Origin of the sequence: Kribbella sp. NPDC058245 (assembly GCF_042882005.1) — a bacterium.
Classification (GTDB): Bacteria; Actinomycetota; Actinomycetes; order Propionibacteriales; family Kribbellaceae; genus Kribbella.
Map to the genome: position 1 here is coordinate 136550 of NZ_JBHVWY010000005.1, position 24782 is coordinate 161331.

Genomic DNA, 24782 nt, shown 5'->3' on the forward strand with positions numbered 1-24782 from the left:
TCAGTGCGCGGCAGCATCGGCGTACAGGGATCCGAGCAGGGCCAGCGAGTCCTCGTCGGGGGAGCCTGCTGCGGCGGTTCCGACCAGCAGGTACTGGCCTGGCGCGCTCTGAACGGTGAAGGTCTGGTACGTGAGCGTCAGCTCGCCGACGTCAGGGTGGTTGAAGGTCTTCGACTTGGCGCCGAGGCTGCTGACGCCGTGCTCGCGCCAGAGGCCGGCGAATTCCTTGCTGCTGGCAATCAGATCGTCGACCATCGACAGGACCGCCGGATCCTCGTCCGCCGCGAGGCGCAGTGCCTCGACCGCGTCCCTCGCGACGGCTTCCCAGTCGGCGAAGAGCTCGCGGGCGACCGGGTCGTGGAACAAGGTGTGGAGCATGTTGCGCGGGTCCGCGAACCGGGACAGCAGCGCGTTGGCCAGGTCATTGGACGCGAGCACCTGCATCCGGCGATTGATGACATAGGCAACGGCCGTGGAGAAGCCCGCGACCAGCTCCAGCAGCGCCGGGTCCACCTCGTCGGACTGCGCGTCGTCGGACTCCGGAACGATGCCGGCCAGCCGGTATGCGTGCAGCCGGGCATCCGCGGTGAGGCGCAGCGCCCGGGCGATAGCGCTCATCACCTGGCCGGACGGTCGTCGTTCCCTACCTTGCTCCAGCCGGGTGTAGTAATCGGCGCTGACGCCGGCCAGTACGGCGACCTCTTCACGGCGCAACCCCTTGACCCGGCGAGCTCCGGAGTTTGGGAGCCCGACGTCCTCCGGGCTCAGCTGAGCGCGTCGCAGCCGTAGATAGTCACCCAGTTCGGTCACACCACGAGGGTACGCCGGGATTCGCGTCGTCAGCAGTGGTCTGACCGTTCCTAGGTGTACTGCACCCTGGAAGACCCGCCCTGTCTCTCGGGCCGCAGCGTCGGCATGCTTGGAGTGTGATCTCTGAACAGCAGGTGACGAAATGGGTCGAGAGCTATGTCGCGGCCTGGCGAACTGGTGCGGACAAAGACATCGCAGCACTGTTCACAGCGAATGCCGAGTATCACGAGTTGCCCTACGCAACCGACTGGATCGGTCGGCCCGCGATTGTCGAAGGCTGGCTGTCGCGTGAGGAGTGGCAGCAGGGCGGCTGGGAGTTCGAGTGGTCGCTCCTCGCGATCAACGGTGACACCGCCGCAATCGAAGGCACCGGGACCTACACCGAGCTCGGAACCTTCGCCAACCTCTGGACCGTGACCCTCGACGGCCGCGGCAGGTGCAGCATGTTCCGCATGTGGAACAACCAGGTAACGAGCTGACTGCTCCGCTTAGACGAGTTGATTGATCTCTTCGACCACCGCGGAGTGAATGCCGACCGAGGTCTCGCGCATGTACGCCGCCCGCAGTTCGTGAGCCTTCTGGTAGGCCTCGGACTGCAGGGCCTCGTGCATCTGCTCGACCGAGTCGAAGCTGATCTGCACGATCGCGTCGATCGGATCCTCGGCGTCATCGATCGCGAGGTCGGACAAGAAGTATTGGATGTAGGCCCTGGTCTGGGGGAGTGCCTGGTACGTCGGTCCGTAGTCGTGCTTCATGAAACGCCGGAACTCGGCGGTCTCGATCTCGGGCTTCTTCCGGATCACGGTCAGCAAGGTGTGCACGGTCTTCTCCGTCTCCTGAACACCTGTTCAGGAGAGCAGATTATCATGAACAGGTGTTCAATGGGGCGGTGCCCAAACAGGAGTCCCGTGACCTGCGCGCCGTCCTGCTTCAGAAGGCGATCGAGTTGCTCGCCGAGCCGCAGGCAGTCGCCGTACCGTCGCTGCGCTCGATCGCCCGGGCCTGCGAGGTCGCGCCGTCGGCCGTGTACTGGCACTTCCCCTCGGAGGCGGACCTGCGCTCGGCGGTGCTCGACGCGGAGTACTCCGACATGGTCGAGTCGATCGAACGCGCACTCGACGATCGCCCGTCGGACTCCGATGCCCTGGAGGAGGCCGGGCAGGCCTACGTCGACTGGGGTTTGAGCCACCCCGGCGCCTACCAACTGCTTTTCGAGAGCGCCGATCCGCTCCCCGAGACCCGCGCCGAGCACGGTCCACGGCTGCAGAATCGCATCGTCGAACTGGCCGGGGCCGTCGACGCCGACGACCCTTTCTCAGCAGCCCTGTTGTTGTGGACCGTCTGGCACGGCCTGGTTTCACTGCGGTTGCACAAGACCGAGTGGAACTGGGGAATGACGCCGGCGCAGGCGAATGTGCGCCTGGTCAATGCCCTGAAGACCGTTCGCAGTTAGGCGACCGAAACCCGCTCCGGTGCCGCCTCGGTCGAGTCAGTGTTTGTAGCGGTACGTCGAGTGGCGGCGCAGCGCGGTGTGCAGAGCCTTCTCGTCCTGGGTCTCGATGGCCTCGACGATCGCCTGGTGGACGGCGAGCCGGCGGCGCCGTAGTTGCTGGGGTGTGGTGTCGTCGCCGGTTTCGTGGATCACCGTCCGGGCTCGTGAACGGACGGTCTCCAGGGCGGTGAGGTAGGCGACTCTGAGTAGCTCGTTGGTGCAGCATTCGGCGATGCCGGCGTGCAGTGCGAGGACCGCCTGGTAGAGGTCGGTGCCGGTCTCGGTGGCTTCGATGGCGTCGAGGTGTTTGTGCAGTTCGCGAAGGCCTTCCGGGGTCCGGTTGGCCAGGGCGTTGAGGGTCACGGCGGGCTCGAGGGCGTCGCGTAGCTCGACTGCGTCGGTGACGTCTTCGAGTCCGTCGGTCAGTTGCACGAGCGAGTGCGCCAGCCGTAACACCGGCCGTGGGGCAGCGACGAAGGCGCCTCCGCGAGGTCCCTGGCGGAGCTTGATCCGCTCCCTGCTGGTGAGGATCTGCAATGCCTCGTTCAAGGTCGACGGTGCGACGCCGAAGATGTTGGCGAGCTCGGGTTTGGTGCCGAGGGGGGTGCCCGGCTCGATCTGCTCGCGGGTGATGAACGCGTCCAGGTAGGCGGCGACGCCCTCGGAGCGTGAGCCGCGGTACGCGCCGAGGCCGCCGTTGTCGCCGACCGCCTGGCGGAGCTTGGCCAGCAGCGGCGCGGCCGTCCGGGCGGTCGGCGCCCCGGGCTCGGGGGATCTGGCCATGTCACTCCTTCGGGCGGTGGGCAGCACGTCTGCGTTCAATCTACTACAGGATCTTGTAACTAGCATGTTAATTGTGTTTAATGTGGCGCAATTACAGGAGGCACCGATGCACCGTTCATCGCTCGTGGCCGGCTCCGCCGCCGCACTCACACTCCTTCTCGGCGCCTGTGGTGGCCCGTCCGCTCCGGCGGCATCCAGCTCGGTCGTCAAGATCGGCATCACCACCGAGGCCGGAAGCAACTACGACCCGGTGACGAACCCGAACGCGTTCGCGACCGGCTACCTGTCGCCGGTCTTCGACACCCTGCTCACCAGGACCGACGCCGGCGGCTTCGCCCCCGGCCTGGCCACGTCGTACACGGTTGCGCCGTCGGGCAAGACCGTCACTCTCGCGCTGCGCCCCGGCGTGACTTTCCAGGACGGCGCCAAGTTCGACGCGGCGGCCGTGGTCACCAACCTCGAACGAGCCCGGACCGCGAAGAACTCGGTGGTCAAGTTGGAGCTGGCGACCGTGACCAAGGTGCTGGCGGTGAATCCGTCGACGGTCGAGATCGATCTGTCCGGTGGCGCCGGCGCTCTGCTCGGTTCGCTGACCGGCCGGGTCGGCATGATGGGAAGCCCGGCCAAGCTCACCGATCCGTCCTTTCCGAACAAGCCGATCGGCGCCGGGCCGTGGAAGGTCAGCGACGAGTCGGTGGTCGGGCAGCGGATGGTCTACACCGCCTACGACGGCTACTGGGACAAGTCCGTGCAGAAGGTGCAACGGATCGAACTCAGCCTCGTCACCGCCGAGTCGATGGGTAACGCCTTGCTCGGCGGGCAGATCGACATCGGTTCGGTCGAGGGGCGGCGGGACATGATTCCGCAGCTGACCAAGGCCGGCTTCACTCAGCAGAACTTCCCGGCGATCCCGTACGAGCACATGCTGTACCTGCGGAAGACGGGTCCGCTCGCCGACGTCCGGGTGCGGCAGGCGATCTCGCTGGCAATCGACCGGGACGCGCTGAACAGTCAGGTTCTCGAGTCCGCGTGCACGCCGCAGGCCGCCGTACAGGCGTTGCCGCAGCCATCGACCGGCGCTGCGCCGAAGGCCGACCTGGCGGCAGCCAAGCAGTTGCTCGCCGAAGCCGGCTACCCGCAAGGCCTCGACGTCAAGGTCGTGGTGAGCTCGGCCGGGCCTGGGTCCAAGATCCTGCAGGCGATGCAGGGCCAGTTGGCCAAGGCCGGCGTCCGGCTCTCCATCAATCCGATGGCTCGGGCCCAACTGCTCAGCACGTACGTCGGCGGTGGTGCAGACGGGTACTTCACCGTCAACACCGGTGATGCGGACCCGGCTTCACTCGTGGCCCAGCTGAGTACCACGCTGAGTCCTGGTGGCTTCAGTGATCCGGTCCTGAACGGTCTCGCGGCCAAGGGCGCGAACACGGTCGACGCGGGAGCGCGCACCAAGGCCTACACCGATTGGAACCAGCGGTTCACCAGCACCGCCTTCGGGATCGGCATCTGTAATCTCCAGCTGCCGTACATGGTCCGCTCGGGGATCGACGGACTGAAGGTCGGGAGCCCGCTGCACATCGATCCGCGCGGCCTGCAGGTGCGTCGGCCATGAGCACCCTGCGGAGGCCGAGCATCAGGCTGGCTGGAAAGACCTTGCTGATCGCACCGGTCCTGCTCGTCGTGACGATGTTCGCGTTCGCACTGTCGCTGCTCGTCCCGGGCGATCCGGCGCACGCCATCCTCGGTGAGGCGGCGACGCCCGAAGCGGTCGCCGCGCTGCGGGCGCAGCTCGGGCTCGACCAGCCGGTGCCGGAGCGCTACCTGCATTGGCTCGGCGATGTGCTGAACGGCGATCTCGGCCGATCGCTGTTCGGCGGTACGCCGGTTCTCGACTCGATCACGGCCCGGCTCCCGGTGACGATCTCGCTGGTCGGGGCCGCGATCCTGCTGACCCTCGTCGTCGCCATACCGCTGGGCATGCTCGCCGGATACAAGAAGAGCCGGACCGCCGACCGGATTGCCGGTCTGCTCGTCTCGGTGGGGCAGGCGCTGCCACCGTTCTGGGTCGGCCTGGTCCTGGTCGCGGTCGTCGCGCTCGGCGCGGGCCTGCTTCCGCCGTACGGGTATGTGCCGGCCTCGCAGGGTGTCGGGCCTTACCTGGAACATCTGATTCTGCCGGCGCTCGCCCTGGCGATCCCGGGGACCTGCGAGTTGTTCCTGCAGACGCGGGCGGCGGCGTCCGAAGTCTTCTCCGAGGACTACGTCCGGACGGCGCGTGCCGCCGGTCTGAGCACTTGGTCGATTCTCACCAAGTGGGGTGCCAAGAACGCGATGATCCCGGTCGTCACCGTCTCCGGGCTGCAGCTCGATCGGCTGATCGGGGTGGCGGCGCTGGTCGAGGCCGTCTTCGGCATGCAGGGCGTCGGATCGCTCGCGGTGACGGCGGCGCTCAACTCCGACATTCCCACCATCCAGGGGGTGGTCCTGATCGTGGGTGGTTTCGTCCTGGTGGTGAACCTCTGCGTCGATCTGTCCTACACCTACTTCGACCCGAGGCTGCGGTCATGACCGCCGTCGCCGTACTGCCGGCCGGGCGGACCCACAACTTGAGCAGGTTCAGCGGTGTCCTGGTGCTCGGCGCAGTGGTCGTTTTGTTGCTGTTGGCACCGATGTTCGCGCCGTACCCGCCGAACCAGACCGCGCTCGGGCCTTCCCTGCAAGGGCCGAGCTGGAGCCACCTGTTCGGGATCGACGAGGTCGGCCGGGATCTGTTCAGCCGCACCTTGAGCGGAGTCCGTACGTCGTTGGCCGCGGCCTCGCTGGCGGTCGGCGTCGCGCTGTTGATCGGCGTACCGCTGGGAGTGCTCAGCGGCTACCTGCGTGGATTCGCCGACGGGGCGATCACGCGTGCGGTCGGTGTCCTGCAGACGATGCCCGGCCTGATCCTGGCGATGGCGATCGTCGGTGCGACCGGCCGGAGCCTGGTGCACGCGATGATTGCCATCGGCATCGTCTTCGTTCCGCGGATCTACCGCGTGGTCCGGGCGAGCGCGCTGGCGACCGGCGCGCAGACCTACGTCGAGGCGGCTCGCTCGATGGGCTCCCCGGGCTGGCGGATCATGACCGGGCATGTTCTGCCGGGCATTCTCCCCGCCGTCCTGGTCCAGGCCACGGTCACGATGGCGGTCGCCGTCCTGAGCGAAGCGAGTCTCAGCTTCGTCGGCCTCGGCGTCCAGCCGCCGTCGGCGAGCCTGGGCACGCTGATCGCCGAATCGGACGACTACCTCGGCCGGGCGAACCATCTGGCGGTCCTGCCCGGCGTGGCGATGGTCTTCGTCGTGCTGCTCTTCACCGCCTTCGCAACGAGGTTGCGCCGACTGCTGGAGGGGAAGCGATGATCGAGGTCGAAGGTCTCAACGTCTCCTTCCGGACGGCGGGGCGTGCGCCGGTGCCGGTGCTCAGCGATGTCTCGTTCACTCTTCGTCCGCACCGGATCACGGGCCTGGTCGGTGAGTCCGGTTCCGGCAAGAGTGTCACCGCTCTAGCCCTGATGGACCTGCTGCCACGGAACAGCGCCGAGGTGCAGATCGGCGTACTGCGGATGGGGCCCGACGAGATCGACCTCGCGACGATCGGCGGTCGTCGCGGCCGCGAGTTGTCGATGATCTTCCAGGAGCCGATGCGCAGCCTGAACCCGGCCTTCACCGCCGGCGAACAGATCGCGGCCGTCGCCCGGCGGCACCTCGCGCTGGATCGAAAGGCTGCCCGGGCCAAGGCGATCGAGATGCTGGAGCTGGTCGGTATTCCTGATGCCGAGCGCAACGCTGCTGCCTATCCCCATCAGCTCAGCGGTGGCATGTGCCAGCGGGTGCTGATCGCGATCGCCCTCGTCGGCAGACCGGGTGTCCTGTTCGCCGACGAGCCGACCACCGCGCTGGACGCGACCACGCAGGCGCAGGTCCTGTCCGTACTGCGCGATCTCACCGAACGGCTCGGGATGACGACGATGATCGCCACCCACGATCTCGGCGTCGTGGCCGAGCTGTGCGACGACGTGCTGGTGATGTACGGCGGTCAGATCGTCGAGCAGGCCACTGTCGTCGAGCTGTTCCGTGCCCCGAGACACCCGTACACCAAGGCGTTGCTCGCCTGTTCGTCGGTGGGACAGGAGTCGTTGCGTGGCATCCCCGGTTCGGTTCCGGCGCCCGGACACTGGCCGACGGGCTGCAGGTTCGCGCCCCGCTGTTCGCTCGCCGTGGCCGGTCTCTGCGATATCGCCCCGGTGCCGTTGATCGACGTACCGGGAGATCGGAGCGCACGATGTCTGCGTCTGGATCAGACAGGAGAGACGAGATGACCGCTCTCGATGCACGAGTCACCGACGAACTTCTCGCTACCGGGCCGCTGGTGGTGGCGACGGAGATCAGGAAGGTCTTTCGCCGCCAGGGCGTGGCGGCCGGCACCTTCACAGCTGTGGACGGTGTCGATCTGCGGATCGCGCCGGGCGAAACCCTCGGCCTGGTTGGTGAATCGGGCTCCGGCAAGTCGACTGTCGGCCGGATGCTGGTCGGGATGTACCGGCCGGACGCGGGCCGCGTGGTCTTCGCCGGCGACGATGTGAGCGCCTTGCGCGGTGCTGCACTGCGCCGGCTGCATCAGTCGGCGGCGATGGTGTTCCAGGACCCGTACTCCGCACTCGATCCGCGGTGGTCGATCGAGCGGATCGTCGCCGAACCGCTAGCGATCGCAGGTGCGTCCCGCCGGAGTCGTCGCCAGCAAGCCGCCGAGGCGCTCAAGCTGGTGGGGTTGGACGAATCCCACCTGCAGCGCCGCCCGGCGGACTTCTCGGGCGGCCAGCGACAGCGTGTCGCGGTGGCTCGCGCGTTGGTCAGCCGGCCACGGTTGATCGTCTGCGACGAGTCGGTCTCCGCACTCGACGTCTCCACCCAGGCACAGGTCCTCGGCCTGCTCAAAGACCTCCAGGAACGTCTCGGAGTCGCTTACCTCTTCATCTCCCACGACCTCAACGCCGTACGGCGGATCAGTGACCGGGTTGCGGTGATGTACCTGGGGCGGATCGTCGAGGAAGGCCCGACCGGCCAGGTGGTGACCACTCCGGCCCACCCGTACGCCGCAGCGCTGGTCTCGGCGATGCCTGTTCCCGATCCGCTCGCAGTACGCGGCCGGGCCCGGATCGTCCTCACCGGGTCGCCTCCGTCCGCGGCCGATCCGCCGTCCGGTTGCTCGTTCCGGACCCGTTGCCCGCTGGCCATGCCGATCTGCGCCGAGCGGCGGCCGGGCTGGACCGACCTCCCCGGCGGCCGCCGGGTGGCCTGCCATCTGTACGACGGCCCGGACGCGCCGCGAACCGGGCAGATCACTGAGCTGATGCTCGCCAAGCTTTCGATTCAACAGCCGACCGCTGTGAAGGAGACACGATGAAGATCGCTGCGTTCTCTACTGGGGACCGTCGCCGGCTGGGTGTGGTGCTCGAGTCCGACCTGGTCGACCTGACCGACCTCGGCGTCAAGGCGGCGGACCTGGCCGGCCTCTGGTCCGACTGGCCGGTCAACCGTGATCAGATCCTGGCCGGGCTGGCCGAAGGACCACCGCTGATACCGGCCACCGAGGTCACGTGGTTGCCGCCGATCGATCCGGGTGCCACGTTCTGGGCGGCGGCCGCGAACTACGAGGAGCACCTGCGCGAAGGCAACTTCAACCGGCCGGACTATCCGCCGTTCTTCATCCGCAACGGCCAGTCGCTGGTCGGCCACGGGGGAGACGTCCACAAGCCCTGGTTCTCCGACCGGCTGGACTACGAAGGTGAGCTGGCGGTCGTCATCGGCCGCCGGGCCCATCTGGTGAGCGAGGCCGAGGCCGCTGACTACATCGCCGGCTACACCTGCTTCAACGATGGTTCGGTCCGTGACTGGCAGCGGCACACGACCCAGATCACCGTCGGCAAGAACTTCTCGCGCAGTGGTGCCCTCGGGCCGTGGATCGCGACCGCGGACGACGTACCGGATGTGGACAACCGGCAATTGGAGACCACGATCAACGGCCGGCAGGTCCAGTCGAGCCCGGTCGGTGCGGCGATCTGGGGCATCCGGTACGTCGTCAGCTACCTCTCGGCCATCACCGAACTCCAGCCGGGTGACATCATCGCCCTCGGTACGCCGGGCGGTGTCGGGGCTCGGCAGGATCCGCCGCTGTTCCTGTCCGCGGGCGATCAGGTCTCGATCGCGATCGACGGCGTCGGCGTACTGAGCCACGGCGTGGTGGAGCCGCCCGCGAGTACGGAGCCATGGCCGGCAGGTGTGCGATGACGACGTACGACGTCGGTGGTGTCCGGCTGCCGCGGCCGTTCCAGATTCGCCGCGTGTCGCACATCGGGCTGAACACCGTGGACGCCCCGGCGATGCTGCGTTGCTATCGCGACCACCTCGGCCTGCGCAGCACGGACGTCTCGGAGAACCTCGCGAACCGGCTCGACCCGGACGGCGAACACCTCACCGCCGAGGGCGCCCGGGAGATGCACTTCCTGCGCTACGGCGCGGATCATCACCAGTTCGTGCTGATGCATCGGCAGCTGTGGTCACTGATCGATCCCGAACACCCGTCGGTCACGATCAACCAGCTGTCCTGGCAGGTCGGCAATCTGGCCGAGGTGGCCGGAGCGGTCGACTACCTGGGCGGCGAGAAGCAGCGCATCCTTCGATCCGGTCGCGACATGCCCGGCTCGAACTGGCACACCTACGTGCTGGACCCCAACGGCTACACCGACGAGCTGACGTTCGGGATGGAGCAGCTCGGCTGGGACGCGCTGAGCAAACCGCGGACGTACTGGGACCACCTGCGGCACCGGACCTTCCCCGACCTGCCGATCCCGTCCGAGTACGCGGAGGTGGAGTCGTTGGCCGCCGCCGAGCTCAGCACCGGGTTCCGGCCCGCGGCCGAGCAGGAGACGTACGCCGTCGACGGTGTCCTGCTCGCGCGGCCGTTCAAGGTCGTCGGGCTCGGCCCGTTCTCGATCGTCGTCGACGACCTCGACGAGTCGCTCGGGTTCTACCGGGATCTGTTCGGCTTCCAGGTCCGGAGCCGCGCGACCCACGACGGAATCGACTTCGCGATGCTGGCGTGCAACAGCGGCCATCACGCGCTCGCGCTGTATGCGCCCGAGGTGCGTGAGCGGGTCGGCCTGCCGGCCGGGACAAGCGTCTTCGGGGTCGGCTTCCAGGTGGCCAACCACCGGCAGTTGCTGGATGCGGTGGCGTACCTGTCCGACTGCGGGTACGCCGAGGTCGACGTACCGGCTGAGCTGGTTCCCGGGTTCTCACACGTCACCCACCTGCGTGATCCGGACGGCAACCTGATGCAGCTCTACTTCCACCAGCGGCAGCTCCCCGCCGACGCGGACGACGCCGTACCGGCTTCTGTGGTCGGACCGGCGTCAGCGTGGCCGCGGACGATCGATGCGCCGGCCGATGTCTTCGGTGGCGAGATCTTCATGGGGCCGTGGGGATGAGCGGCGACCGGCTACGGGACCGCCGTGAGATCCAGGAGCTGCTCTCGCGGAGGGCGACGGCCAGCGACCGGCGGGATCCGGAGGCGATGCTTGCCTGTCACACCGCGGACAGCACCGACGACCACGGCAGCGGGCGCGAAAGCGCCCGGACGTTCATCGAGAAGATGGCGGCCACCAGTTATCGCGACCCGGACAACGGGCCGCAGAAACACATGATCGGCAACGTGCTGGTCGATTTCGTCGCCGACGACGAGGCTGTGGTGGAGAGCTACCACCTGGCCTACCACCGCCACGGCGTGCACAGCGGACCGACCGACAACCTGATCGCCGGGCGCTACCTCGACCGGGTACGGCGGGTGGACGGGCAATGGCTCATCGCGGACCGAACCGTCGTCTACGACTGGTCGCGAACCACCACCGCCACCGATCCGACCCGATCGCCCGCAGCAATCAGCCTCATCGACCTCAAGGAGAGGACGCCCGTGGAGCTCGCCGATCTGATGGCCAAGCAGGAGATCACCGAGGTGCTGTACCTCCGGGCGCGGGCCGGTGATCGGCGCGACCATGCGCTGGCGCTGTCCTGTTACCACGACGGCGCGACCGAGGAGCACGAAGGATTCACCGGTCCGGCGGCAGAGTTCGTGCTGGTGCAATCGGCCTACGCCCCGGGAAAGGTGCCGCCGGCAACTTCACTCGTGCATCTGATCGCCAACGTGCTGATCGAACTCGACGGCGATGAGGCAGCGGTCGAGTCGTACCACCTGTGCTTCATGACCGGCAACGAGGCGGACACGACGATCGCCGGGCGGTACCTGGACCGCTTCGCCCGCCGGGACGGCCGCTGGGCGATCACGCATCGGCAGGTCGTCTTCGACTGGTCGCGCACCGAGCCTGGCGTGGAACGCTTCTGGGACCGGTATCCGGACCAGTCGAAGATCGCCTTCGGCCGGTTGGGACCGGAGGACCCGTTGTACAGCATCGCGCAGCGCGGGGTGGCCGATGCCTGACGTGCCGGAGCCGTCCTACGACGTGGTGGTCGTCGGCTACGGGCCGGTCGGTGCCACCGCCGCCAACCTGCTCGGCGCCGCCGGTCTGCGGACGCTTGTGGTCGACCGCGCCACGACGATCTTCGACGTACCGCGGGCGATCCACTGCGACGCGAGCATCCTGCGGATCTTCCAGTCGATCGGCCTTGGCGACGAGATCGCCGCACAGTGCCGGGTGATCGACCAGATGGCCACGTACGGCGCGCAGGGGCAACTGCTCTCGTCCAGCTCGAGTGGTTCCGGGGCAGACGGGTGGGCCGACCACTACAGCTTCTACCAGCCGGAGCTCGAGCAGACGCTGCGCACCGGCGTTGAACGGTTCGCGAATGTCGAGGTGCTGCTGGGGACGGCGGTCACCGCGGTCGCCGACGGGGTGGTGCACTGGGAGAGTACGGTTGCGCAGGGCAACGTTCGCGCGGCCTTCGTGATCGGGGCGGACGGTGCCGCGAGCACGGTCCGCAAGCTGGCCGGAATCACGCTCGAGGACCTCGACTTCGACGAGCCGTGGCTGGTTGTCGACGCCTTGCTGGACGGTCCGCACGAGCTGCCGGCGGCGACGTCGCAGATGTTCTGCGATCCGCGTCGCCCGACGACCGTCGTACCGGGGCCGGGACGGCATCGGCGGTGGGAGTTCATGCTGCTGCCGGGAGAGGACCCGGCGGAGATCGCCGGGCCGGACAGCATCGAGTCGTTGCTGTCGGCATTTGTCGATCCGTCCTGGGTTAAGTTGCTGAGGGCAAGCGTTTATCGTTTCCATGCGTTGGTGGCCCGGCAGTGGCGACAAGGCCGGGTGTTGCTCGCCGGAGATGCCGCGCATCAGACGCCGCCGTTTCTCGGCCAGGGGATGGGCCACGGCATTCGTGACGTCCAAGCGCTGGCCTGGCGGCTGCAGGCGATCCTCCAGGACGGGGCCGATGTGTCCTTGCTGGACTCCTACCAGCCCGAACGGGAACCGCAGGTACGCGAGGTGATCGGGCGCGCGGTCACCAAGGGCCGCGAGATCTGCATCCTCGACCCGGACCGCGCGGCGGCCCGCGATCAGGCCGTGCTCGAGCGGTCGGCGTGGGGGCAGTCGCTGGACAGCACGATGACGCTGGCGGTGACGAGTGGTTTCATCGATCCCGGCCGGCCCGCGGCAGGCGTCGTACCGCAGCCATTGGTGGAGGGAAAGCGCCTGGACGACCTGCTGCCCAAAGGTTTCTCGGTGATCACCGATGACCCGGAACTGGCCGCCGAACCGCTGGTGACCACGATGGTGAGTTCTTCGGCGGTGTCCAGCTGGCTGGATGCGGTCGGCGCGCGGGCCGCCGTACTGCGGCCTGATCGTCATCCGTATGGCTTTGCCGCGAGCAGTGCTGAGCTTGCGCAGCTCGTGAACAGGCTGCAGTCTCGCCTAAGCGGTGTGGGCGGTGTGCTCGCGGCGCCAGGCTGACGGGCTGACGCCGTACGTGCGCTTGAAGGCGACGCTGAAGGCGAAGGTGTCGCGATACCCGACCTCGTGTGCGATGGCGGCGATCGTCGAGTCGGTGTCGCGAAGTAGGTCCGCGCCTAGCGTCATCCGCCATCCCGTCAGGTAGGTCAGCGGAGGTTCGCCGACCAGTTTGCTGAAGCGGGCGGCGAAGGCGGCGCGGGACAGGCCGACCTTCTCGGCGAGGTTCGAGACCGTCCACCGGTACGCCGGATCTTCGTGGAGCAGGCGGAGTGCCTCGCCAATGGACGCGTCGGCCAGTGCCCGGTACCAGGCGGGTGGGGTTGCGTCCGGCCTGGCCCACCAGGCTCGCAGTGAGACGACCAGGACCAGATCCAGGAGTCGGGCGAGGATCGCATCCTGCCCGGGCTCATCGGAGCCGGTCTCGGTCGTGAGGAGGTCCAGCACTGCTCGGGTCCGCGGCCCGGCCGGAACGATCGCCACTGGCGGCAGCATCTCGAGCAGACGGCCGCTGAGGCCGTCGCGGAGTTGGTAAGCACTCCACAGCATGGTCGTTGCGCCCGGCAGACCGCCGTCGCCGCAGGTGCGGGCAGGGAGATTGGGTCCGACTGTCGCTTCCTCGCCGGTCGCCAGGGAGTATGGCTTGCCCTGCTGGAACACGACTTCGGGTTGTGTGGAAGGACTGTCGCCGATCGTGTAGCGGCTGGTCCCGCTGATCAGGGCGATGTCTCCTGCCTCAAGCTGGTACGGCGATCCGTCGGCGTCGTCGATCCGGATCGAGACCTGGCCACCGAGGGCAGCAACCACCGTGAGGGTCGGGGCGTCGGCAAAGGCCATCGCCCACGGCGGCTGCCGGATCAGCTGCCGAATCATGGCCGTGCCGGCTCCGGCGCGTTCCAGCACATCACTCAGCACGTCCATACCCTCCACGGTAGACGATCACAAAGGCATCCTCGACGATGTCCCATGGATCATCTCGGTCGGTCGCAGTTACCTAGAGGTATGAAGACATTCCTGATCCTCGGCGGCACCGGCAAGACCGGTCGCCGCGTCGCCGATCGCCTGCGCGGCGACGGCCTTTCGGTCCGGACGGCGGCGCGCAACGGCGCCGACGTCGAGTTCGACCTGGGCTCCCCGGAGACCTGGGCCGCGGCCCTCGACGGCGTCGACGCCGTCTACCTCCTCGAACCCGACCTGGGAGCAGCCGGCGCCAACGGCCCGGCCCGCCTGCCGGCTCTGGTGAAGCAGGCCGTCGCCGCCGGCGTCCAGCGTTTCGTGCTGCTGTCGGCCCTCGGTGCCGACGACGAGCACAACCCGATGAATGCGGTCGAGCAGGCCGTCCGGGAGAGCGGTGCGGAGTGGACGATCCTGCGGCCGGCTTGGTTCGCGCAGAACTTCAGTGAGTTCGCCTGGCGGCCGGGCATCCTCGGCGGAACGCTCGCCCTGCCCACCGGCACCGGCCGTGCCCCGTTCATCGACCTCGACGACCTCGCCGAGGTAGCGGCCTCGGGCCTGACCGACGACCGCCACAACGGCCAGATCTACGTCCTCACAGGTCCGTCGGGCGTCACCTTCGGCGAAGCCGTCGACCTGATCGCCAAGGCCACCGGACGAACGATCGAGTACGTCGACCTGGATGCCGCGGTCTACACCGACGAACTGGTCTCCCAGGGTCTCCCACCGCAGATCGCCGGATTCCTCACCAGCGGCCTGACCGACATCCGCGACGGCAAGGCCGACGCTCTCGGCGACGGCGTCGAGCGAGCCCTCGGTCGCCCAGCCACCCCGTTCGCGGACTACGTCACCCGCGCAGCTGCCGCCGGTGCCTGGAACTGACGGTTCCAGTCAGACGAGCTGGTCGACTTCCTCGACCACCACGGAGGGAATGCCGACCGAGGTAGTCAAACCCCTAGCGTCCGAAGGATCCGAGGGCGTGGTCGGCGTTTCTTCGGACGTTGTGCTCTGTACGGCGGGGTGCCGGCTGAGGTTCGCTGCCCCTCCGACCGAGCAGCCCGGCAAAGCACTTAACGTCCGAAGGTCCGGAGACGGGCCCTCCGGTCTTTCGGACGTTAGCGTGACATCACCCGTAACGTCCGAAGGACCGGAGACGGGCCCTCCGGTCTTTCGGACGTTAGCGTGACATCACCCGTAACGTCCGAAGATGCGGAGACGGGCTCTCCGGTGCTTCGGACGTTAAAGCGACCACTCGTAACGTCCGAAGATCCGGGGACGGGCCCTCCGGCGCTTCGGACGTTAAAGCGGCACCACTCGTAAGGTCCGAAGATCCGGAGACGGGCCCTCCGGTGCTTCGGACGTTGTGCTCAGTACGTTTGTGCGGTGGTTCAGGGGCGGCGGCGGGCTTTGGGGACGGGGTGGATCGGGTCGCCGGGGATGACGGTGTTCTCGAGGGTGCCGAGGCCTTGGACCTCGATGGTGACGGTGTCGCCGATGGTGAGGGGCGGGGGGACCCGCTCGCCGCCGTTGCGTCCCCAAAGCTCAACCAGGCAACCGCTTCCGCAGGTGCCGGAGCCGAGGATGTCACCGGGTCGTACGACGGTTCCGCGGCTGGCGTAGGCGATCATCTCGGGGAAGGACCAGGCCGCGTTGGCCAGTGAGTCCTTGCCGATCGCGGTTCCGTTGATCGAGACCGAGAGCGCGAGGTCGAAGCGATCGCCTTGCCGGTAAGGCTCGAGCTCGTCCGGCGTGACCAGGTAGGGGCCGAGGGTGGAGGCGGTGTCCTTGCCTTTGGCCGGCCCGAGTCCGATGCGCATCTCGTGGATCTGGATGTCGCGGGCGGACCAGTCGTTGAAGATGCTGTAGCCGGCGATGTGGTTCACGGCCTCTTCGACGGGAAGGTTGCGGCCCTCGGTGCCGATGATCGCGGCGACCTCGAGTTCGAAGTCGAACAGGTTGCAGCCGGGCGGCAGCGGGACCGGCTGCCGCGGGCCGATCAGGCTGTAGGGGTTGGTGAAGTAGAAGGTCGGGATGTCGTACCACTCCGGTACGACGGCCGGCTCACGGATGCCTTGGAACGAACCCTCGACGTGCTGCTCGAAGATCATGAAGTCGCGGATCGACGATGCCTTGATCGGCGGCAGCAGCGTCTGCTCGTCCAGTACGACGGGGGCGGCGCACCGCGTCAGCACTTCCTGCTCACTCGGCTTGGCGGCCAGTACGTCGTACAGGTCGGTGCCGGCGGGGAGTGGGTGCAACCGGTCGTCGTGGACGAGCGCCTGCCGGTACTGCCCGTCCAGTTCCAGTGCTGCGAATTTCACGAGTTCTCCTCGGGGGTGTCGATGATGGCCACAGCGCGGGTCCAGCCTGCGGAGGCGGCGTGGATCTTGTGCGGGAAGCAGGAGATCTTGAAGCCGGTGGCGGGGAGGGCTTCGAGGTTGTGCAGTTTCTCGATGTGGCAGTAGCCGATCTCGCGGCCGGCCTTGTGGCCTTCCCAGATCAGCGAACCGTCGCCGGTCTCGGCGTACTTGCGGGCGGTGTGCACGAACGGCGCGTCCCAGCTCCACGCGTCCGTGCCGGTGACCCGAACCCCCTGCTCCAGCAGGTGAATCGTGGCGTCCCGGCCCATCCCGCAGCCGCGTGCCAGATAGTCGTCCGCGCCGTACCGGATGCCTGCGGCGGTGTTGACCACCACGATCTCGAGCGGGCTGAGGGTGTGCCCGATCCGTTTGAGCTCCAGATCGATGTCGTCCGGCGTGACCACGTAGCCGTCGGGCAGTTCCCGGAAGTCGAGCTTCACGCCGGGCTGGAAGAACCACTCGAGCGGTACCTCGTCGATGGTGATCGCACGCTGGCCATTGTCCATGGTGGACGCATAGTGGTACGGCGCGTCGACGTGGGTGCCGGTGTGGGTGGTCAGGTGGATCCGCTCGATCGCCCAGCCCTCACCGTCGGGCAGGACCTCGAGGCCGGCGCCAGGGAAGTGCGTCAGCATCTCGGCCGCGCTGTCCTGGTGGTTGATGTATTCGATCTCCGGAGTGTTGCCAGGCGGGTCGGAGGCGATCCCGGACATCAGCGGCACGGAGATGTCGATGAAGGTGGTCATGAGGCCCCCTCGAGGGCCGGCTGCGCGGGAACGCGAGCCGGGTTGCTGAGGTTGGGCAGCGCCGTCATCACGACTGCGCCGCAGAGGAAGATCCCGGCGCACAGCAGCAGTCCGGTGCCGAGACCCGCGCCGGTGGCCAATGCGCCCAAGGCGAACGGGGCGAAGGCGGAGACGCCGCGGCCGACGTTGAAGCAGAAGCCGGCGCCGGTAGCGCGGACTCGGGTCGGGTAGAGCTCACCGAGGTAGGCGCCGAAGATGCCGCTGAAGGCGGCGAAGAACGCGAACAGCGGGCCGAGCCACAACAACGCCGTACGGTCTGCGGCGACGACGTACAGGGGCAAGGTCACGCCGACTCCCAGCAACGACAGGACGAGTGCGTACTTGCGGCCGATCCGGTCGGCGATCAACCCGAACACGTTGTAGCCAACGAACATGCCGAGGTTGAGGACCGTCATGAACAGTGCGACGGTCGCGGTCGAGATGCCGCGGTCGGAGTGCAGGTACGTCGGCAACCAGGTCGACGCGCCCCACCAGCCGAACAGGGCCAGCGACGCGACCGCCGTACCGAGCAGGGTCTTGCGGCGCAGGTCGGGGGAGAAGATCTCGGTCACTCGGACCGGGGTGCTCTTCTGTGCGGCCCACTCGGCCGATTCCTTGAAGAAGAAGCCGATGATCAGCATCGGCACGATGACGCCCGCTCCGGCCAGAAAGAACAGCAGCCGCCAGTCGGGTAGCAACGCACCGGCCACGACCGCGGCGATCGCGCCGCCGGCCGGGAACGAACTCAGGACGAACGCCGCCGCTCGGCCGCGTTGTGCAGCCGGCCAGGTCTCGACGACGTACGTCGACACCACGCCCCAGACGCCACCGAGGCCGAGCCCGGCGACGAAGCGCAGGATCAGGAACACCGTGAAGTTCGGCACCAGGGCGAGCGTCGCGGTGAAGATTCCGAAGACCGCCAGCGAGTACATCAGTGCTCGCTTGCGGCCGTAGTTGTCGGCCAGCCAGCCGACGGTCAGGCTGCTCACGCCGATACCGAGCAGCGTGGCGGTCGCGAGCAGACCGCCTTCGGCTTTGGTCAGCCCGAACTCCGTGCGGATGTCGGGGAGCGCGAACGACAGCAGCAGGATCTCCAGGGCGTCGAACATGTAGGCCACGAACGCGCCACCCAGCACCACCCATTTACCGGAATCTCTCATCCGGACCAGTCCCTTCGGTGAACCCCGTGTTACGGCCCCGAGACTCCAGACTGTACGTACGTTCAGTCGACACGGCAAGGCCCAAACTGTACGTACGTGCAGTACGGTGGGGAGATGACGGAGACTGCCGAGGGTGGTAAGCGGATGACGATCCTGCGCGCCGCGGAGAAGGTGTTCGCGCAGGACGGATATCACGGGACGACGATGCGGCGGATCGCAGCCGAGGCCGACGTGAAGCTGTCGCTGGTCGTCTATCACTTCACGTCGAAGCTGGGGTTGTTCGTCGCGATCTTCGAGCACCGGCAGTACGTCAACGAGCAGCGGCTGGCCCAGTTGCACGCGATTCCCGATCTGCAGGCCGACGACGCCGTCGAGCAGATCGTTCGCGCCTTCGTCGACCCGGTCCTCGCCCTGCATCACGATCCGGACGACGCCTGGTTCGCCAAGCTCGTCCTGCGTGAGGCCGGCGACCCGTCGAACCAGGACCGGCCGGTGCTCAAGGTGTTGTTCGACCCGATGGCCCGTGAGTTCATCGATGCGCTGCGCGAGGCGCTGCCCGGCAAGCCGGACGGGTTCTACCAGTGGGGTTACCTGTTCTCGGTAGGCGCTCTGACCCAGAGCGCCTCCGAGGACCGCGTTGCCAATCTGACGGACAAGTCCTACCTGGAGCAGAAGCACGACCTGCTTCGCTCCTACATCATCGCGGCGCTACGCCACGGCTGAGGAGATCAGTCCTCGCGGATCAACGGTGTGACCTGGGGTTCGCCGGCGATGAGTGGGCCGGCCTTCTCCATGAAGGCGGCGAATCCGGGTGCTTCCTCGCGATTGTCGAGCGCTGCCGGGTCGGACCACTCTTCGTAGATGACGAACTCGTTGGGGTCGTCGGCGGTCCGATGCACGTGGTACGCCAGGTTGCCCGGTTCCTTGCGGGCGACCGTGCCCAGCGAGATGAGCAGCGACTCCAGTTCGTCGGCCGACCCCGGTACGGCGCTGATCCGGCCGACGGCTGCCGTCGTACCGCTGCGGCCGAACGGGCCGTTCTCGAGCCAGGGAGAGTGGTACTGGATCTGGCTGCGCTCGAGGTTGTGGTGGGCGTTGGTGTAGATGCGGAGCTTGATTCCGTCCGGGTCAGGCACGACCAGGACCCAGCCGATGATGCCGATCAGGACCGGTGAGTGCTCGACGCCGAGCGCGTCCAGGTGCTCGACCCAGGCATCGAGGTCGGCAGGGTCCTCGACGGCGATGGCCAGCGGCCCGCAGCCGGCCAATCCGGCCGCGGCTGTCGGGTTGAGGCGAAGCTCGAAGCCGACTCCGAGACCGGGGACCTCGAGTCCGACGGCGAACAATGGCGCGTCGCTGGGCTTGTGGTCGACGTTGCCGCGGCGACGGGCGCCGAGAACCTTGCCGTACCAGTCGATGCTGCGGTCCAGGTCGCTGACCGGGATCTGCAGGTGGTGGATCCCGGCGTACGGGGGAATCGTGGTCATGATCAGTCCTCGCTGTCGGAGAAGGTGGCGGTGCGGTCGACGAGTACGCCCTGCTTCCAGATCTTGGTGATGCCGTAGAGGCTGGTGATCTCGGAGTTCGGTGCGCCGGTGGCCAGCAGCAGGTCCGCGCGCAGTCCTGGTGCGATGCGGCCGCGGTCGGCCAGACCGAACGCGTCGGCGGCTGCGGAGGTGGCGGTGATCAGCGCCTCGGCCGGTGAGAGCCCGGCCTCGACCATCAGTGTCAGTTCGCCGTGCAGGCTGATGCCGTGGGTGGTTGGGTGCCCGGCGCCGCCGGTGCCATCGGTTCCCGCGACCAGCGGCACGCCGGCCCGGAATACCCGGATCGCGAAGTCGGCCGCGTTCCGGACGTCCATCGCCATCGGCCCCATTCGCTGGGCCGGATCGGCTGGCAGGTTCTTGAGGTCCTCGAGCCACTGCGGATCGGCGTACGGGCGCAGTCGCGGATCGGCGGCCAGCCGGAACTCGACCGGGTGCTCGCTCATCCCGGCGAGCGTCGCCAAGGTCGGTACGACGAACAGTCCCGCATCGGCGACCGCATCGATCAGCGCCTGGTCGGAGGGGCCGTCCGCGGGAGCATGGGCGAGGCCGTCGACACCGGCATTGACTGCCGTCCAGGTCGCGGAGCGAGTCATCGTGTGCGCGATGGCTTTCAGACCGCGGTCGTGCGCGGCGGCCACCAGCGCCTTGATCGTCTCCGGTGCGAGCAACGGCATCGGGTGGCCGGCCGCCGTACCGTCCTCGATGAAGATCTTGAGATGGTCGGCGCCGTCGGCGATCCGGTCGGCCACGAAGCGCTCGGCGTCCTCCGGTCCGGCGACCGTCGGGAACGGGGGCATGAAGCCCAGCTCGACCAACTGGCTCGGGTGCCCGCCGGGGGCAGTGGCGCCGGTAGTGGCGATCCGGAAGTCGGCGAGGTCGGATCGAGCCTGAGCAGCGGCGCGGAGTGCGCGCGAGTGTTCGGGTACGCCGCCCATGTCGAGTTCGGTGGTGACCCCGAACACCAGTGCCTGATGGAGTTGCGCGGTACTCATGGTGTGCGTGTGGGCGTCGATGAGGCCCGGCAGCAGCGTGTAGCCGAGGCCGTCGATGACGGTGGCTCCGGCCGGTACGGCGAGGTCGGGGCCGACGGCGGCGATGGTCGGACCGTCGATGAGGACGTCTGCTCGCTGCTGAAGGTGGACACCGTCGAAGACGGCAACGTTGCGGATGATGGTGGGTGTGGTGGTCATGGGCGGCATCTCCTAGGCGATCGGAAGGTGAGTGAGAAGTTCGGCCGGTGCGCCGCTGGCGGCCAGATAGCCGTCGGGTCGCACGAGCAACGCAGTGTCGAGAGCGGGAACGTGCTTCGCGGTCACGTTCACGGGAAGTCCCTGAATCTCTTGCGGGTCAGGCGTGGCGAGCGTCCAGTTCAGATCGCTGCCAGGTACGGCGGTGGGCGGTACGCGGTCGCCGATCCGCAGGGGACCGGTCGGGCCGTCCGCATAGCTGACATCGAGTTCGGACAGCTTGGCGGCGATCCATTCGGTGACGCCCAGCGTTCCGGCCGCCGCAACCAGTACGTCGTTGCGCAGCCGCGCGCCGAGCGGATCGCGCACGGAGGCGAGCTTGGCGAACGTCGCGGTGAAGCCGACCATCGCGGTGGCGATCGGATGCCGTTCTGTGTGATAGCTATCCAGCAGATCGTTGCCTGCGGCACCATTCAGGACGGTGTGCAGTTTCCAGGCCAGGTTGCCCGCGTCCTGGATGCCGGTGTTCATACCTTGCGCGCCGGCCGGGCTGTGAGTGTGCGCGGCATCCCCGACCAGGAAGACCGGTCCCTTGCGGAAGCTCTCGGCCACTCGCTCCTGGACGCGGTACGTCGAAGCCCGGATCACCTCGGTCACTGTGGCCTGCCCGGACAGTGGCCCGCGCTCGGTCAGCAGTTTCTGTACGTCGTGCAGCGTCGGCTCGCTCATCCCCGGCGGCGCCGGGCTGACCACGCGGTACTGCCCGTCGGCCAAGGGTGAGAACAGCAGCATGCCGGCGCCGGAGAGAAAGAAGGTCGTGTCCTGGGCGATCAGTTCCTCGGCCACGGTGGAGAGCCTGATGTCGGCAATCGTGAACCGCGACTCACGCGCCGTACCGGGGAACTCGATGCCGGCGGCTGCCCGGACGTCACTGCGGACGCCGTCGCACCCCACGAGATAACGCGCCGAGATCGCGCGCAGTACGCCGTCCGGTCCGGCGACCGTCGCGCTGATACCGGGGAAGTCGTCGGTGAAGTCGATGAACCGGTGGTCGCGGTGGACCGTGCCACCGAGGTCCAGTAGCCGGTCGTGCAGACACTCCTCCGTCGTCTGCTGCGACACCAGCAGCACGTAGGGGAACGGGGTGTCCAGATCGGTGAACGACGCCCGGAGCAGGGTCTTCTCGCAGTCGTGCAAAGAGAATCCGGGACTGCGAACACCCACCTTCACCAAGGTTTCGGCGACTCCGATGCGGTCCAGGTACTCCAGAGTTCGCGGCTGGACGGCGGCCGCCTTGCTACCAGGCTGAATGGACGTGGTGCGGTCGATCAGCACATGGTCGACGCCCAGCTGCCGCAGGCTCGCGGCCAGCGCCAGGCCGGCCGGACCGGCACCGACGATGAGGACATCCGTCCGGGTCGGAACCGTTGCTGACGAGGCCATGATTCCTCCTTCCTTAAACCGAAACGTACGTTTTCGTTTACGATGACGAACGTAGCACGGTCGGTGACTTAACGCCAACGATCGTTTCGTTTTGAGTTAGGATGGATCGCATGCCGCGTCTCAGCACGGAACTGTGGGAACAGCGTCGCCAGCACGTGCTCGTCAGTGCGTGGCAGTGCTTCACGCGTGACGGCTTCCACGCCACGTCGATGGACGACATCATCGCCGCCACCGGCATGTCCTCCAGTGCCGTCTACCGCTACTTCCGCAGCAAGAGTGAGCTGGTGGACGCGACCGCGGAGGAGTCACTCCAGCGGATCGGGAACCTGCTGGCGGGCCTGCTCGCCCAGGACCCGACCCCCTCCCTGGCCGAGGTCGTCGAAGCCCTGGTCGATTATGTTGCCAAGCGCAACAAAGACGAGGACTACGACCTGTCCAAGATCGCCGTGTACGCCTGGGCCGAGGCACTCCGCCGGCCCGAGGTGCGGACCCGGACCCACGACTTCTACGCCGGCGTCCGCGTCCACCTCACCCAGCTCGCGCAGTGTTGGCTCGACGACGGCAGGCTCGCACCGGACGCCGACCCCGACGCGGTAGGCGCCGTACTGCTGACGATGCTGCCCGGCCTGATTGTCACCCAGCACCTCGTCGACGGCGCCTCCGCCGCCCAACTCGTCGAAGGCCTCTCCGGCCTCGGATCTGTCCGCTAGCGTCTTCAGGTCAACCGATCGGTACGCCGCTCGCTACCTGGCCGAGGTTGATCCAGCCGCCGTGGCCGTCACCGCCGGCCCACGAGTAGACGGTGGCCGCGTTGGTGGTCAGGTCGACCATGGCGTAGTCGGCGTTGCCGTCGCCGGTGAAATCGCTGAACGAGACGCGGTTCGCGATGGTGGTCAGGCCGGTTGCTGTCTTGCCTAGAAGGAGCCAGCCGCCGCTGCCGTCGCCGCCCCGGTTCAGGTAGGTCTGGACGGAGCCGTCAGTGGCGATGACGCTGTAGTCGGTTCGGGTGTCCCCGTCGAGGTCGGCGAAACGCACAGTTGCCCGGCTGGTCGTCGTACCGGTCGCTACCTGGCCGAGGGAGGTCCAGTTGTTGACGCCGCGGTTGAGCCAGGCCTGGACGGCGCCGGATGCTGCGATGGTCAGGTAGTCGGTCTTCCCGTCGCCATCGAAGTCCGCGAAGACCACCTGGGCCTGATCGGTGGTCGCGCCGCCGAACACCTGTCCGATCACAGACCAGCCACCGTGGCCATCGCCGCCCTGGTTCAGGTAGACCGACACAGAGCCATTGGAGTTGATGACGAGGTAATCGGCGCGGCTGTCGCCGTCGAAGTCGGCGAAGCGGACGCGGGTCGCGTCGGTGGTGACGCCCGACGCTACTTGGCCGAGTTGCGACCAGCCGCCATGCCCGTCGCCGCCACGGTTGAGGAACGCCTGTACGGCGCCGTTGCTCGCGACCGCCAGATAGTCCATCCGGCCGTCGCCGTCGAAGTCGGCCCAGCGAACCTTGCCGGACCCACCTGCCTCATTGCCCGCGTTCAGAGCCGGTGCTGCGGCGATGACACCGTCGGAATACGCGCGATCCAAGGCCGGGTAGAAGGCCTGGGCCATCCGCTGGAATCCGGCGTCGTTGGGGTGCAGCCCGTCGGCCATCTCGGACGACGTGAGCGCGGGCGGATCGACGTACCGGGTCTTGGGGTTGGTGAGGGCGGCCTTGATTGCGGTGTTGAACGTGGCGACCTTGGACTCGAGCCCGGGGGTGGTCGGGATCAGGCCGAGGACGATCACGGTGACACCAGGTTTGTCGGCGACGATCCGGTCGACCAGGCCCTTGAAGCGAGCGGGCGCGTTCGGTACGTCGACGTTGCGGTTGAGGTCGTTGATGCCGAGATGCAGCAGTACGACGTCGGGCCGGGCACCGGCGAGCCAGCTGTCGATCTCGGTGCGGACCTGGTCGATGATCCACCCGCTGTGGCCCTCGTTCGACAGGTCGGCGAGTTGGCCGGACGCCTGCGAGCCAACGAAGTTGACGGCGTACCGGGACTGACCGTCGATCAGGGCGGCGAGCGGCCGGCGGTAGGACGATGACGTCGGACTGCCGACCCCGGCGGTGATCGAGTCCCCGAGCGGCATCACCCGCAGAGTCTTGAGAGCCGGTACGGCGCTCGCCGTGGGGGCGGTGCTGACGAGTAGCCCGGCGATGAGCGCGAGGGCCAAGGCGAGGCGCTTCATGAGGCCGCGTTCATCAGGTCAAGAGGGGCGGAAAC

The 24782-nt window shown here is 67.6% G+C and carries 25 protein-coding genes; 14 read left to right on the forward strand and 11 right to left on the reverse strand.

Annotation, left to right across the window (positions count from 1 at the left end):
- Positions 1-810 carry a helix-turn-helix domain-containing protein gene (locus ACFVWG_RS12850; RefSeq protein ID WP_391543396.1) on the reverse strand — a complete coding sequence of 270 codons (810 nt, stop codon included), beginning with the start codon at positions 808-810 and terminating at the stop codon, positions 1-3.
- Positions 811-926: 116 nt separating this feature from the next.
- On the opposite strand from ACFVWG_RS12850, the gene ACFVWG_RS12855 reads away from it, so the two are divergent.
- The gene (locus tag ACFVWG_RS12855; protein WP_391543397.1) at positions 927-1289 is read left to right on the forward strand and encodes a nuclear transport factor 2 family protein; all 363 of its coding nucleotides are present in this window, start codon (positions 927-929) and stop codon (positions 1287-1289) included.
- A gap of 9 nt (positions 1290-1298) precedes the next feature.
- Here the strand turns inward: ACFVWG_RS12855 and ACFVWG_RS12860 are convergent, their stop codons facing one another.
- On the reverse strand, positions 1299-1631 hold the full coding sequence (locus tag ACFVWG_RS12860) for an EthD domain-containing protein (protein ID WP_391543398.1): 333 nt from the start codon (positions 1629-1631) through the stop codon (positions 1299-1301).
- A 68-nt stretch (positions 1632-1699) separates the two neighbouring features.
- On the opposite strand from ACFVWG_RS12860, the gene ACFVWG_RS12865 reads away from it, so the two are divergent.
- Positions 1700-2263: a TetR/AcrR family transcriptional regulator gene (locus tag ACFVWG_RS12865; protein WP_391543399.1), complete on the forward strand. Its 564-nt coding sequence runs from the start codon at positions 1700-1702 to the stop codon at positions 2261-2263.
- A 36-nt stretch (positions 2264-2299) separates the two neighbouring features.
- On the opposite strand, the gene ACFVWG_RS12870 is transcribed toward ACFVWG_RS12865, so the two are convergent.
- The gene (locus ACFVWG_RS12870; protein WP_391543400.1) at positions 2300-3085 is read right to left on the reverse strand and encodes a FadR/GntR family transcriptional regulator; all 786 of its coding nucleotides are present in this window, start codon (positions 3083-3085) and stop codon (positions 2300-2302) included.
- Positions 3086-3191: 106 nt separating this feature from the next.
- Between ACFVWG_RS12870 and ACFVWG_RS12875 the strand changes: the two genes are divergently transcribed.
- Genes ACFVWG_RS12875 through ACFVWG_RS12915 form a run of 9 tightly spaced genes read left to right on the forward strand, consistent with a single transcriptional unit; the run spans position 3192 to position 13085 of the window.
- Entirely contained in the window at positions 3192-4694 is a 1503-nt protein-coding gene (locus tag ACFVWG_RS12875) for an ABC transporter substrate-binding protein (RefSeq protein ID WP_391543401.1), read from the forward strand.
- The gene (locus tag ACFVWG_RS12880) at positions 4691-5650 is read left to right on the forward strand and encodes an ABC transporter permease (RefSeq protein WP_391543402.1); all 960 of its coding nucleotides are present in this window, start codon (positions 4691-4693) and stop codon (positions 5648-5650) included. The genes ACFVWG_RS12875 and ACFVWG_RS12880 overlap by 4 nt, the downstream gene beginning before the upstream one ends.
- A complete protein-coding gene (locus tag ACFVWG_RS12885; RefSeq protein WP_391543403.1) occupies positions 5647-6480 on the forward strand; it encodes an ABC transporter permease in 834 nt (277 codons plus the stop codon). Before ACFVWG_RS12880 ends, ACFVWG_RS12885 begins: the two co-directional genes overlap by 4 nt.
- Positions 6477-7439 (forward strand): ABC transporter ATP-binding protein, encoded by a 963-nt coding sequence (locus tag ACFVWG_RS12890; RefSeq protein WP_391543404.1) that lies wholly within the window; start codon positions 6477-6479, stop codon positions 7437-7439. The genes ACFVWG_RS12885 and ACFVWG_RS12890 overlap by 4 nt, the downstream gene beginning before the upstream one ends.
- Positions 7436-8524 (forward strand): ABC transporter ATP-binding protein, encoded by a 1089-nt coding sequence (locus ACFVWG_RS12895; protein WP_391543405.1) that lies wholly within the window; start codon positions 7436-7438, stop codon positions 8522-8524. The genes ACFVWG_RS12890 and ACFVWG_RS12895 overlap by 4 nt, the downstream gene beginning before the upstream one ends.
- Positions 8521-9408 carry a fumarylacetoacetate hydrolase family protein gene (locus tag ACFVWG_RS12900; RefSeq protein ID WP_391543406.1) on the forward strand — a complete coding sequence of 296 codons (888 nt, stop codon included), beginning with the start codon at positions 8521-8523 and terminating at the stop codon, positions 9406-9408. Before ACFVWG_RS12895 ends, ACFVWG_RS12900 begins: the two co-directional genes overlap by 4 nt.
- Positions 9405-10607, forward strand: a complete 1203-nt coding sequence (locus ACFVWG_RS12905; RefSeq protein WP_391543407.1) for a VOC family protein — start codon at positions 9405-9407, stop codon at positions 10605-10607. The genes ACFVWG_RS12900 and ACFVWG_RS12905 overlap by 4 nt, the downstream gene beginning before the upstream one ends.
- Positions 10604-11614: a nuclear transport factor 2 family protein gene (locus tag ACFVWG_RS12910; RefSeq protein ID WP_391543408.1), complete on the forward strand. Its 1011-nt coding sequence runs from the start codon at positions 10604-10606 to the stop codon at positions 11612-11614. The genes ACFVWG_RS12905 and ACFVWG_RS12910 overlap by 4 nt, the downstream gene beginning before the upstream one ends.
- Complete coding sequence (locus ACFVWG_RS12915; RefSeq protein ID WP_391543409.1) at positions 11607-13085, forward strand: bifunctional 3-(3-hydroxy-phenyl)propionate/3-hydroxycinnamic acid hydroxylase; 1479 nt, start codon at positions 11607-11609, stop codon at positions 13083-13085. Before ACFVWG_RS12910 ends, ACFVWG_RS12915 begins: the two co-directional genes overlap by 8 nt.
- Here the strand turns inward: ACFVWG_RS12915 and ACFVWG_RS12920 are convergent.
- Positions 13047-14003: an AraC family transcriptional regulator gene (locus tag ACFVWG_RS12920; protein ID WP_391543410.1), complete on the reverse strand. Its 957-nt coding sequence runs from the start codon at positions 14001-14003 to the stop codon at positions 13047-13049. The genes ACFVWG_RS12915 and ACFVWG_RS12920 overlap by 39 nt on opposite strands.
- Before the next feature lie 81 nt (positions 14004-14084).
- Here ACFVWG_RS12920 and ACFVWG_RS12925 point away from each other — a divergent pair, with 81 nt between their 5' ends.
- Complete coding sequence (locus ACFVWG_RS12925; protein WP_391543411.1) at positions 14085-14918, forward strand: NAD(P)H-binding protein; 834 nt, start codon at positions 14085-14087, stop codon at positions 14916-14918.
- A gap of 506 nt (positions 14919-15424) precedes the next feature.
- On the opposite strand, the gene ACFVWG_RS12930 is transcribed toward ACFVWG_RS12925, so the two are convergent.
- From ACFVWG_RS12930 to ACFVWG_RS12940, 3 genes are read right to left on the reverse strand one after another with little or no spacing between them, the layout of a single operon-like run.
- A complete protein-coding gene (locus ACFVWG_RS12930) occupies positions 15425-16357 on the reverse strand; it encodes a fumarylacetoacetate hydrolase family protein (RefSeq protein ID WP_391543412.1) in 933 nt (310 codons plus the stop codon).
- Entirely contained in the window at positions 16354-17142 is a 789-nt protein-coding gene (locus ACFVWG_RS12935; protein ID WP_391543413.1) for a cyclase family protein, read from the reverse strand. The genes ACFVWG_RS12930 and ACFVWG_RS12935 overlap by 4 nt, the downstream gene beginning before the upstream one ends.
- Positions 17139-18341, reverse strand: coding sequence for an MFS transporter (locus ACFVWG_RS12940; protein WP_391543414.1), 1203 nt, complete (start codon positions 18339-18341; stop codon positions 17139-17141). Before ACFVWG_RS12940 ends, ACFVWG_RS12935 begins: the two co-directional genes overlap by 4 nt.
- Before the next feature lie 114 nt (positions 18342-18455).
- On the opposite strand from ACFVWG_RS12940, the gene ACFVWG_RS12945 reads away from it, so the two are divergent.
- Positions 18456-19064, forward strand: a complete 609-nt coding sequence (locus tag ACFVWG_RS12945; protein ID WP_391543415.1) for a TetR/AcrR family transcriptional regulator — start codon at positions 18456-18458, stop codon at positions 19062-19064.
- 5 nt (positions 19065-19069) lie between these two features.
- On the opposite strand, the gene ACFVWG_RS12950 is transcribed toward ACFVWG_RS12945, so the two are convergent.
- From ACFVWG_RS12950 to ACFVWG_RS12960, 3 genes are read right to left on the reverse strand one after another with little or no spacing between them, the layout of a single operon-like run.
- Positions 19070-19828 carry an antibiotic biosynthesis monooxygenase gene (locus ACFVWG_RS12950; protein ID WP_391543416.1) on the reverse strand — a complete coding sequence of 253 codons (759 nt, stop codon included), beginning with the start codon at positions 19826-19828 and terminating at the stop codon, positions 19070-19072.
- 2 nt (positions 19829-19830) lie between these two features.
- Entirely contained in the window at positions 19831-21078 is a 1248-nt protein-coding gene (locus tag ACFVWG_RS12955) for an amidohydrolase family protein (protein WP_391543417.1), read from the reverse strand.
- Between the two features lie 12 nt (positions 21079-21090).
- A complete protein-coding gene (locus ACFVWG_RS12960) occupies positions 21091-22518 on the reverse strand; it encodes an FAD-dependent monooxygenase (protein WP_391543418.1) in 1428 nt (475 codons plus the stop codon).
- A gap of 110 nt (positions 22519-22628) precedes the next feature.
- On the opposite strand from ACFVWG_RS12960, the gene ACFVWG_RS12965 reads away from it, so the two are divergent.
- Positions 22629-23228, forward strand: coding sequence for a TetR/AcrR family transcriptional regulator (locus ACFVWG_RS12965; protein ID WP_391543419.1), 600 nt, complete (start codon positions 22629-22631; stop codon positions 23226-23228).
- A gap of 10 nt (positions 23229-23238) precedes the next feature.
- Here the strand turns inward: ACFVWG_RS12965 and ACFVWG_RS12970 are convergent, their stop codons facing one another.
- Positions 23239-24747: an FG-GAP-like repeat-containing protein gene (locus tag ACFVWG_RS12970; RefSeq protein ID WP_391543420.1), complete on the reverse strand. Its 1509-nt coding sequence runs from the start codon at positions 24745-24747 to the stop codon at positions 23239-23241.
- Positions 24748-24782: the final 35 nt, after the last annotated feature.